The organism is Saccharomonospora saliphila YIM 90502, assembly GCF_000383795.1.
Taxonomy (GTDB): domain Bacteria; phylum Actinomycetota; class Actinomycetes; order Mycobacteriales; family Pseudonocardiaceae; genus Saccharomonospora; species Saccharomonospora saliphila.
Genome location: NZ_KB912696.1, coordinates 61,464 through 72,273, shown reverse-complemented (window position 1 = coordinate 72,273; position 10,810 = coordinate 61,464). Strand labels below are relative to the sequence as shown.

Annotated in this window: 5 protein-coding genes; 2 read left to right on the top strand and 3 right to left on the bottom strand. The window is 69.7% G+C overall.

What is annotated here, in order from left to right; all coding sequences use genetic code 11:
* Both SACSA_RS23205 and eccCa read right to left on the bottom strand, forming a co-directional pair.
* Window positions 1-1,153: Hsp70 family protein (locus SACSA_RS23205; protein ID WP_048876851.1), on the bottom strand; the 1,153-nt coding region annotated here is incomplete at its 3' end.
* Window positions 1,154-1,265: 112 nt separating this feature from the next.
* Window positions 1,266-5,279 carry a type VII secretion protein EccCa gene (gene eccCa / locus SACSA_RS0115435; RefSeq protein WP_028661917.1) on the bottom strand — a complete coding sequence of 1,338 codons (4,014 nt, stop codon included), beginning with the start codon at window positions 5,277-5,279 and terminating at the stop codon, window positions 1,266-1,268.
* Window positions 5,280-5,501: 222 nt separating this feature from the next.
* Here eccCa and eccD point away from each other — a divergent pair, with 222 nt between their 5' ends.
* Both eccD and mycP read left to right on the top strand, forming a co-directional pair.
* The gene (eccD, locus tag SACSA_RS0115430) at window positions 5,502-6,896 is read left to right on the top strand and encodes a type VII secretion integral membrane protein EccD (RefSeq protein ID WP_048876850.1); all 1,395 of its coding nucleotides are present in this window, start codon (window positions 5,502-5,504) and stop codon (window positions 6,894-6,896) included.
* 49 nt (window positions 6,897-6,945) lie between these two features.
* Window positions 6,946-8,493 carry a type VII secretion-associated serine protease mycosin gene (mycP, locus tag SACSA_RS0115425; protein WP_019818512.1) on the top strand — a complete coding sequence of 516 codons (1,548 nt, stop codon included), beginning with the start codon at window positions 6,946-6,948 and terminating at the stop codon, window positions 8,491-8,493.
* Between the two features lie 317 nt (window positions 8,494-8,810).
* Here mycP and eccB read toward each other — a convergent pair whose 3' ends face one another.
* Window positions 8,811-10,433, bottom strand: a complete 1,623-nt coding sequence (gene eccB, locus SACSA_RS0115420) for a type VII secretion protein EccB (RefSeq protein ID WP_028661916.1) — start codon at window positions 10,431-10,433, stop codon at window positions 8,811-8,813.
* Window positions 10,434-10,810: the final 377 nt, after the last annotated feature.

The window sequence follows — 10,810 nt, the reverse complement described above, 5'->3', positions numbered from 1 at the left end:
GAGCGCGCGCCGCGCCGGGCAGCGCGCCCGTGCGGTCCGGCAGAAGCTGCACCGCGCGCAGGGCTCCACGCGCGACCACCGTCTCCGGCTGGTCCAACGTGGTCGGAACGACGCCGGCGCGCTCGTGCACGAGCCGCGACACGAGCGGAATCCGGCTCGAACCACCCACCAGGAAGATCGCCGTGAGCTGCCGCGGCCGCAGGCCCGCCGCCTCGATCGTGGAGACGGTCAGATCGGCCGCGCGGCCCAGCGGAGCACCGACGAGACGTTCGAGGTCTTCCCGCGTGACGTGCGCGTCGGCGAACGGCGGCGGCATCGGCACGTCCGTGTAGGCATGCCGCGACAGTGTCTCCTTGGCGTTGCGCACGTCCTGGCGCAGCACCCGCCTGCGTCGCCGGTCCGCGAGCTCGCGTCCTCGCACGAGCTGCTGCCAGGCCTCCGGGTCCACTCCCGACACCAGCGACCCGACGTACTCCAGTAGCGCCTGATCGATATCGGCCCCACCGAAGCCGGGATCGCCGCGAGTGGCGAGCACCTCGAATCCCACACGGTCGGCACCCGGGGCGCGGCGCACGACGCTGGCGTCGACCGTGCCACCCCCGAGGTCGAGGACGGCCACGGTGTCCCCCGGCCTGCCGCTGAACTCGACCGTGCGGTCCCCCGCCACCTCGGCCGGCGCGAACGTCGCGGCGTGGTACACCGCCGCCGCGACCGGCTCCGGCACCAGCGCCACCTCGTGCGCGAGTTGCCCGGCCGCCTGCCGCAGCAGGCGCGTCCGCACCGCGCCCCAGTCGGCCGGGTGCGTCACCACGAGGAGTTCGACCTCGGCCTCACCAGCCACCCGGCGTGCCTCGGACACCGCGCGGGCCAGCACGGCGTGCACCACGGAGACGACACTGAACACGGACGCGCCCAGCAGCAACTCGCCCTCGTCGATGCGCCGCTTCGGGTTCGGCTCGAAGCGGGACGGGTCCACCGCCGCCTGCCGCTCGGCCTCCTGGCCGACGAACAGCGTCCCGTCGGGCGCCGCGTAGACGGCCGAGGGCAGCAGCGGCTGACCGTCCATGACCACGACCTGCGGCTCACGGCCACGGACCGACGCGACGACGCAGGTGCTCGACGTCCCGAAATCCACCGCCACCCGCAACGTCACCAGCAGCTCCCACCCGTCGTGAGTCCGTGCCCCGGCACTCTGTCACAAGCGGGGTCCCCGCGCCCGCGCGGTGACCGGGACCGCTCGATCCCCGCGATCCCGGCCCCCGAACTCAGTCCGGCGCGATCCACGAGACGTGCATGAGCTGCTTGCCCGTCTTGCGGCTGACGAAGTAGCCCCGCCCCGGCGGCATGGGGCCCGCCTTGACGTTGCCGAGCAGCTGCCCCTCGTCCTTGGAACCGTTCATCACCATGCCGGGCATGGCCAGTTCCTTCAGCTTGCCGAGGATCGGGTCCATGCCGGTGCGCGCGGCACCACCGGTCCGCCGGGCCACGACCATGTGCAGGCCGACGTCCTTGGCCTGCGCGAGGTACTCCGACAGCGGCCGCAGCGGGTTGTTGGTGGAGGTCGCCACGAGGTCGTAGTCGTCGACCACGACGAAGAGCTCCGGCCCTGTCCACCAGGACCGCTCCTTGAGCTGCTGCGGGGTCACATCCGGGCCGGGCAGTCGCTTGGACATCGACTGCGCGACCTCCTTGACCATGCCTTCGAGCTGGTTCGCCGACACCGCGTAGCCCAACAGCTGGTCGCCCTCGACGAACCCGAGCATGGTGCGCCGGTAGTCCACCAGGATCACCACGGCCTCCTGCTTGGTGTACCGCTCGGTGATACCCCGCACGATCTGCCGCAGCAGGTTGGTCTTGCCCGACTCCCCGTCGGCGTAGGCGAGGAAGTGCGGGTCGGCGTTGAAGTCGAGGTAGACCGGAGCCAGCTCGTCCTCGTCGACCCCGATCGGAATCAGCTTGGTGTCGCGGTGCTTGTCCTGCTGCAACAACTCCTCGTACGGCATGAGGTCCGGCAGCAGGCGCACCTTCGGCGCCGACCGGCCCTGCCAGGCCGACGACACCTTCGCCACCGCGTCGGCGACCCCGTCGCCGAGGTCGTCGTCACTGCTCGACCCGTCGATCCGCGGCAGGCCCCCGAGGAAGTGCAGCTTGTCCCGGGTGAGCCCGCGGCCCGGCCGGGCCGCGGGAACGTTCACGGCGACCCTGCGGTCGATGTCCGACTCACTCGGATCACCGAGCCGCAGCTCGAACCGCGTCCCGAGCATGTCCTTGATCGCCGGGCGGATGTCGGCCCACCGGTTCGACGAGATGACCACGTGCACGCCGTAGGTGAGGCCCTGCACGGCGAGCTTGGTGATCTGCGGTTCCAGCTCCTCGAAGTCGTCGCGGAGCGCGCGCCAGCCGTCCACGATGAGGAACGCGTCCCCGAACGGGTCCTGCTCGGCTGTGATGTCGCCGCGTCGCTTGCGGTTGCGGAAATCGTTCATCGAGTCCACGCCGAGCGTGCCGAACCGCGACTCGCGCTCGGTGACGAGCGTGGTCAGCTCGGCGACGATCCGGCGCGCCTTGTCCGGCTCCCGCCGCGCCACGGCGACCCCGCCGACGTGCGGAAGTCCCTCCAGCGGGGCGAGCGTGCCACCGCCGAGGTCGATGCAGAAGAACTGCGCCTCCTCCGGCGTGTGGGTCAACGCCATCGACATGACCAGCGTGCGCAGCAGCGTGGACTTGCCGGACTGCGGTCCGCCGACGAGCACACCGTGTCCCGCGCCGCCGGAGAAGTCCGCCCACAGCGGATCGCGCCGCTGCTCGTACGGACGGTCCACGATGCCCAGTGGGATCTGCAACCGGCCGTTGCCGAAGAAGCCGACCGGCGACAGCCCGCGGTCCTCGGTGGGATTGAGGTTCGGCAGCAGCGTGTCGAGTGAGTTCGGTTCCCGCAACGGCGGCAGCCACACCTCGTGGGCGGGTGGCCCCTGCCCGACGAGCCTGCCGACGATGACGTCGAGCTCGCTGGGCTCCACGCCCTCCTCGGACTCGGGCTTGTTCGGCTCCGGCTCGACGGGTTCGGGTTCCGGCTCCGGCTCCCGCGGCAGCTCGACGAAGTCGGGCACGAACAGCTGCGGCCGCTTGTCCGCCCGCACCACCTTCGCCCCCGGCGCCGCCGCCTTGATGCCCGCCGGGCGGTAGGGCCCCGACACGTACGAGGCCTTGAACCGCACCAGTGTGGAGGTGTCGTACTTGAGGTACCCGCCACCGGGCACGGACGGCAGCTCGAACGCGTCCGGGACACCGATCGCGGCCCGGGACTCGGCGGCGGAGAAGGTCTTCAGACCGATGCGGTAGGACAGATGCGAATCGAGCCCGCGCAGTTTGCCCTCCTCGAGCCGCTGCGAGGCGAGCAGCATGTGCATCTGCAGCGACCGGCCGAGGCGACCGATGGCCACGAACAGGTCGATGAAGTCCGGTTTGGCCGACAGCAGCTCGGAGAACTCGTCGACCACGATGAACAACGCGGGCAACGGGTCCAGATCCGCCCCGTTCTCGCGCGCCTTCTCGTACTCCCAGACGTTCTTGAAATTGCCGCCGTTCTTCAGTGCCTCCTGGCGGCGGTTCATCTCACCGGCGAGGGCGTCCTTCATGCGGTCCACGAGCGTGACCTCGTCGGCGAGGTTGGTGATCACCGCGGACACGTGCGGAGCCTTGTCCAGACCGAGGAACGTGGCACCGCCCTTGAAGTCGACGAGCACGAAGTTGAGCGAGGTCGACGAGTGCGTGGCCAACATGCCCAGCACCAGCGTGCGCAGGAACTCGGACTTACCGGAACCGGTCGCCCCGATGCACAGGCCGTGCGGCCCCATGCCCTCCATCGCGGCTTCCTTGATGTCCAGCTCGACCGCCTGGCCGTGCTCGCCCACACCGAACGGGACGCGGTAGCGGTCCCGGACCGGCCGGGGACGCCAGGCCTGCTGCACGTCGAACGTCATGGGATCACCCGGAATGCCGAGCAACTCCAGCAGCGACGGGTTGGACAACAGCGGCTGTTCCTCGCTGTCGTCGGAGGCACCGGAGCTCATCCGGTACGGCGAAAGCTTGCGGGCCAGCGCCTCGACCTCCACCAGGCTCACCGTGTCCGGCCTGCCGAACCACTCGACGCCCCCGGAACTGCGGGCGCCCAGTCGTTCCTGCTCGACCACCAGGCGAAGACCGCGCCGCGCCGCGAGGTTGCCGATCGAGTCGGAAAGGTCGATCAGCGTGACGCCCACCAGTCCTTCCTCGAGCAGGATCTGTTCCTCACCGCTGACGTCGGCGTCGTCGAGCACGATCACCACGTGCGGTTGGTCCGGCGGCGGGGTCGCGTTCCGGGAGAAGCGCTGCCGTTCGCGGAGTTCCTCGTCGAGCCACTGCTCGATCTGCGCGAGCGAACCGCTCATCATGCGCAACTGGCCGATGCCGTCGGACAGGGCCGGGTGCTGGACGTGGGGAAGCCACTTCGCCCACTCCCACTCTTCTTTCGCACGCCCGGTGGTCGCCACGCCGATGAGCACGTCGTCGGGGCTGTGGAAGGTGACGAGCTGAGCCAGCATCGCCCTGGTCAACCCGCGCGTGAGCGTCTTGTCGCCCTGCATGCCCACGGCCGCGAACCCGCGGAGCGTGATCTGCGTGGGCAGGTCGGGCACGATCGAGTGCGAGCGGACGAAACGGCGCAATGCCAGCGTCGCGATCGGCTCCAGCTCGTCCACCGGACCCGTCTGCGGCGGCACCAACCGCGTCGCCAACCGGTGCGCGCTGCGGCCCACCCGCAGATGCAGGAAGTCCTGGTCGTTCTGCCGCCGCTCCCACATGCGCCTGCTGGTCGCCAGCGACCACAGGCTCTCCGGATCGGGATGCACCCATTCCAGCGATGCCCGCTGCTCCTCCATCGCCTCACGGGCACGGTCGCGCATCTGACCGAGGTAGCGCAGGTAGTCCTTGCGGTCCTCGTTCATCTCCGCTTTCTTCTGCTGCCCGCCACGGCCGCCGCCCGCGAACATGCCGACCATCGACATCATCATCATCAGCGGCATCATCAGGAAAAACGGGCTCGGCATCCCGTCGTTGGCCGTGAACATGAACGCGACCATGCCGAGCATCGCCACGACCATGACGACCGGCATCAGCTTCATGAGGATGTTGCCGGGGATGGTCCTCGGGACCTCGGGCGGCGGCTCAAGATGGACCTCGCCGCCCGGAGGACGGGGAGCAGCAAGCCGTGGCAACCGCTTGAACTGCAGCGTGCTCACCGAAAGGACCCCTCTTCGACTCGGCGACGTGGACGCGCGCGGGGAACGCACACCGGCGCATTCGCCGGAACCGCCCCCACGCGTGGCCCGGGTGCGTTAATACTAGGGCGGCGCTACGACATCATGGGGCCGGTTCGGCAAGGTTACCGGGCCCGGAACGGGTTGTTCCCGCGACGCGGTATAAACAGCCTGCGGCAGAATCTCCAGGTAGGGGGCGAACAGGTGGCAACGGGCACGACGGTTTTCAGCAGGGTGACGGTGGTCGCGCCCCGCACCCGGATCGACGTCGCGCTGCCTGCCGACGTGGCGGTGGCCGATCTGATGCCCATGCTGCTGGACATGGCCAAGGAGGCCACCCCAGACGGCGGCGCCCGGCACGGCGGCTGGGCCCTGGCCAAGCTCGGCGACACCCCCCTCGACCCGAGCCGCACGCTGGCCTCCCTCGGCATCGTCGACGGTGAGCTGCTGCAACTGCGCAAGCGCAACGAGAACCCGCCGCCACCGCTGTACGACGACGTCGTCGACGCCATCGCGGAGGCCGACCCGGACAGCTTCCGCCCGTGGACCAAGGAGACCGCGCAGCGCATCGGGCACGTGGCGGGAGGCATCGCCCTGCTCGTTTCCGCACTCGCGTTGTTCTTCGGCGGCCCGCTGTTCGGCGGCAACGCGCTCGCCGCGGCCATCGTCGGCGGAGTGGCGGCCATCGCCTGCGTCGCGATCGGAGCGACCCTGGTCAAGGCCTATGACGCCGAGTCCACCGGTGTCCTCATCGGCGCGGCGGGTGGGCTACCGCTGGCATTCGTGAGCGGTTTCCACATCGTTCCCGGTGTGTCGCTGCGCGCGAACCTGCTACTGGCCAGCGCGCTTCTTGTCGTCGTCGCGGCCGTGTGCATCCTCGTCATGGGAGCCGGCATCACCACGTTCATCGCCGCGGCCACCGCCGGGGTGTTCGGAGTGATCGCCTTCGGGGTCGCGACGCTCATCGCCCACCCGGCACCCGGTATCGCCGCGGGCACCGCCGCCGTCGCGCTCGGCGGGATCTCGATGCTGCCCCGCGCCACGATCTGGCTGGCGAAGCTGCCCCTTCCCGCCGTCCCGAGCACGGCCGACGAACTGAAGGAAGAGGCGGACCAGCCCGACTACTCGGCGATCGAGCGCAAGACCAGCGTCGCGCACAACTACATGACCGGCCTGCTGGTCGGCAGTGGTTCCGTCACCGCGGTCGCCGCCGTGATCACCGCGTCGTCGGGGGACGTGTGGGGAGTCCTCACCGCGGTGATGGCCACGCTGGTGCTGCTGCTGCGCGGTCGCACCTACGCCAACGGAGCCCAGGCCGTGGCCCTGCTGACGACGGGGATGGTCTCGGCGGGCGGCATCCTGCTCGGATGGTTGTGGACCGAGGACGCAACCGGCCGGCTGCTGTGGATCTTCGGCACGCTGGTCCTGCTCGGCGCGGCAGCGCTGGTGCTCGGCGTGGTGTTCCCGCACCAGCGGTTCACCCCGCCCATGCGCCGCACGGTCGAGATCATCGAGGCGGTGTGCATCGCCTCCGTCCTGCCGCTCGCCTTCGCCGTGATGGGCCTGTACTCGACGCTGCGTCACCTCGACATCGGCTGACGCGCTCCACTACGACTGCGAGGGGGTTCGTGTGCGTACGGCCCGGACGATGCGGAAGGGTTCCGCGCTCGCCCTTGTCCTGACCCTCGGCGTCGGCGGGCCCGCGCTCGTGCCGCCCGCCGCCGCTCAGGACGCGGAGGACGACGGCGGGTACTACGCCACGCCACCCCCCGTCGACAACTCCCTGCTTCCCCCCGACACCGGCGGCCCGGACGAGAACTACGAGAAACGGGTGCAGTGCGTCCAGCGCAACCTGGAGTACAACGAGCAGATCCAGAACGCGCCGTGGGGGCAGCGCTTCCTCCGCATCGGTGAGGTGCACTCGCTGATGAGGTCCACGCTCGGCTCGGCCGGAAAAGGCCCGGATGGCAAGCCGATCCGGGTGGCGGTCATCGACACGGGAGTGACGGCGCACCCGTACTTCCAGGACCGGGTACGGGCCGGAGGCGACTACGTCGACGATGCCGGGAACGGCCTGGAGGACTGCGACGGCCACGGCACCCAGGTCGCGGGGATCATCGCCGCGGACACCCCGCGCAACATCGGCTTCACCGGGGTCGCGCCGGACGCGGAGATCGTGTCGATCCGGCAGTCCAGCCAGAACTACTCCCCGCAGGAGGAAGAGTCGGCCTCGTCCGGTGACGACTCGTCCGGCGACTCCGGTTCGGACAGTGACTCGGGCTCCGGAGGGGGCGGCTCCGCAGGAGCGCCGGCCGACTCCGATGAGGACACCGCGCCCGCCCAGGGCGGACGGACACAGGGCGAGGGCGCGGGGACGCTGTCCACGCTCGCGCAGGCCATCCGGGGCGCAGCCGACGACGGGGTCGACGTCATGAACATTTCCATCAACCACTGCCGTCCCGCGGACGGCGGCGTGATGGAGGACGAGCGGCGCCTTCAGGCGGCGATCCGGCACGCGGTCAACAACGACGTCGTCGTGGTCTCGGCCGCGGGCAACCTGTCCGAGCGGTGCGAGCAGAACGACCAGGCGTCGGGGGAGCGGGTGAACACCATCGTCACGCCGCCCTGGTTCGCCGAGGACGTGTTGTCCGTCGCGGCGATCGACGAGACGGGTGGCGTGGCGGACTTCAGCATCCACGGGCCGTGGGTGAGTGTGGCCGCGCCCGGGACGGGCATCATCTCGCTCGATCCGGCGGAGGGATCCGACGGGCTCGCCAACATGATGATCGAAAACGGTGAGCCCGCGGTCATCAAGGGGACGAGCTTCGCCGCACCCTACGTCGCGGGGCTCGCCGCGCTGGTACGGGCGAAGTACCCCAATCTCGACGCGCGCGAGGTGATGCACCGCATCGAGTTCACCGCGCACCACCCGGCCGCGCCCGGAGGCCGCGACAACTACGTCGGCCACGGCGTCATCAACCCGATGGCGGCCCTCACGGCGACCGTGCCGTCCGAGGAGGGGCTGCCCGCGGCACGCGCGGAGGCGTTGCCGTCGGACATGCCACCGCCCGCCGAGCGGAACTGGACTCCGATGATCGTCGCGCTGGTGGGCTCGGGCGGCGCCCTCACCGCCCTCCTGGTAACCCTCTTCGTGGTCCACACCCTCCGCCGCACCCGCGCCCAGCGCCGAGGCTGAGCGCGTTTAGCGGGCGAAACGCGCTTTGGGGCAAGGGTCACCGGACCGCCATAACCGCCTCCCGGATCACCACATCCCCCGTTCAGCAACTGGGCACGCGGGGCGCCGCATCCTTCATCGCATCATCCGGCCCGCTCCCACAAGCTCGCGCAGCTCTGGCAGTTTGGGGCCCTCCCCTTGCGCGTTTAGCGGGCAGAACGCGCCGCCGTGAAGCAGAAGCCACGGCGTTCGAGGCACCCGGTCCGCGATTGCCCACCGCGTATGGGCACGGTTCGCCCGCTAAACGTGGTGAACGAGACGCCGGGAAGCAGGACGGGTCAGTTGCCGCCCTGCGACGCGGCCCGGTCGTTGCCACCGAGGCCCGACCCAACGCTCTCTTCGACCGGCACCGCGTCGAACGTGCGCTGCGCGTCCTGCGGATTCAGTGAGGCACCGGCAGGCAACAGCTTGATGATCGACTCCGGAGCCGGGTCGAGATCGGTCAACCCCAGCCCTTGCGCGATCTCGCTGTTCGGGACGCCGTAGCGCACACCACGGTCGGAGATCAGCTGGATGCTACCCCGGCCGAACGTCTCCTTGGTCGTCGCCGACTGCACGGCGGCCGCCATTCCGGGTCGCATGTAGAACGCGTCGACCTTCATGTTGTCCGGACCAGGAGTGCCGATCTCGACCGTCTGCGGCTCGTTGTTCTCGTCCTTCGGCCCGGGCAAAACGCTCGACACGTACACCGACGTGAAGGCGTCACGTTGTTCGCCCTCACCCCGAATACTCCACCCCAGACACGCGACCGGGTGCTGCATCGGGTCGAGCACCGTAGGCACTGTCCCGGGATAGTGGTCGACGTCGATGTACCCGTCGTCCGCGGGCCCGACCTTGGGCAGTCGCTGCAACACGTCCGGCGGCACCGTCTCCGCCTGCTCCCCGGTCACGGTCTTCTCGAAGAGGATCATGTCCGCGACGGCCGAGGAAATCGCCTGCACACCCGAGCGTGTGACCACGTAGAAGTTGGTGCTCTCGGTCAGCTCGGTCTTGAACACGGCACCGACCCCAAGGCCTCCCACGGAGAACCCGTCGGGCATCTCGCCGATACCGGGAATCGCCGGAGCGCTCAGCTCACCGACCGACGGGATGGCGTTCAACAGCCCCATCGAGATCCGGCGGACGAACCGCTCGTCGAGGTTGAGCGCCGTCCGGACGGAGCTCTCCTCGAGATCAACCTGAGCGCGGACGGTATTGGCGTTGAGATTGTTCGCGTCGCTCTTCTGCCGGTAGACGAGGTAGTGGTTGCCGTCCTGGGCCGAGACGAGCAGCGCCTGCTGGTGCCGCAACTGACGTCCGAGCTCGTCGACACCGGCGAAGACGGTGGTTTCGGTCTCCGCGCGCTCCCGCGCGACCGGGTCGTTGAGGCTCCTGTCCATGGTGATCTGATCGCAGACCGCCCAGTTCGGATCCACCAACTGGTCGCTGTTCGGCAGGAGGTCGGGACCGCCAGGGATGCCCTGCAAACGTCCCTTCGGAATGTCCCTGAGCTGGTCATCGGGCACCACCTCGGGCGGCTCCACCGGGGCCGCGGCCTGCTGGCCGTTCTGCCCCTCCCCACCCTGTGACCGCTGAGCCATGAGGATCAGCCGTGCCGACGCGAGGTTGAACGTCGGGATCAAGGTCCTCGGCTCCGCGGCCACGACGTAGACCCGGCCGGACTGTTCGCCGATCACGATGCCCGAGTCCGGCGGCGTCGGAGCGGGTTTGAACAGGCCCACCACGATGAAGGCGAGCATGCCCAGTGCGCTCAGCACGACACCGACGATCGTCGCACGCGAGTGCGTTCGCATGGGATCGTGCAGCATCACGGCGTCCTTGCGCACCAGTGCGGACTGCATCCGGCGCAGCACGAACTGGTATGCCTGGACTTGCGACTTTGTTGTCGGTGTTGACGGCATTCTCGACCTACAGCTCTCCCACTCGCGGTACGGTTCCGCAGGATAGCCGTACGGGGACCGTTCGGTGTTGGTTTCTACCAACTCCGGTTAGTGTTCGTCGCGCCGGGATCGCTGTCCAGCTCAGAACAGGCACGAGGGGAAGAGAACGAGCGGATGTCCGTCACCACTCCTCCACGTCCGCCGGGCCCTCCACCGGGGTCCCAGCCCCCTTCGGGGCGTCCTCCGGGTCCCGCGCCTCGGCCGGGGAATCCTGGTGCGCCGGGTGGACCCGCGGGGCCGGCAGGCCCGAACAGGCCGCAGCGGCCGCCGCAGGGTCGGAGCACGGCGTCGTCGTCCTCGCAGTCGAGCAGCTCGGGGCTCGCGGTCATCCCGGAGAA

Coding starts and splice junctions, on each gene's coding strand:
- mycP (WP_019818512.1), top strand. CDS start 6,946: ATGCGGAAGGGTTCCGCGCTCGCCCTTGTCCTGACCCTCGGCGTCGGC.
- eccB (WP_028661916.1), bottom strand. CDS start 10,433: ATGCCGTCAACACCGACAACAAAGTCGCAAGTCCAGGCATACCAGTTC.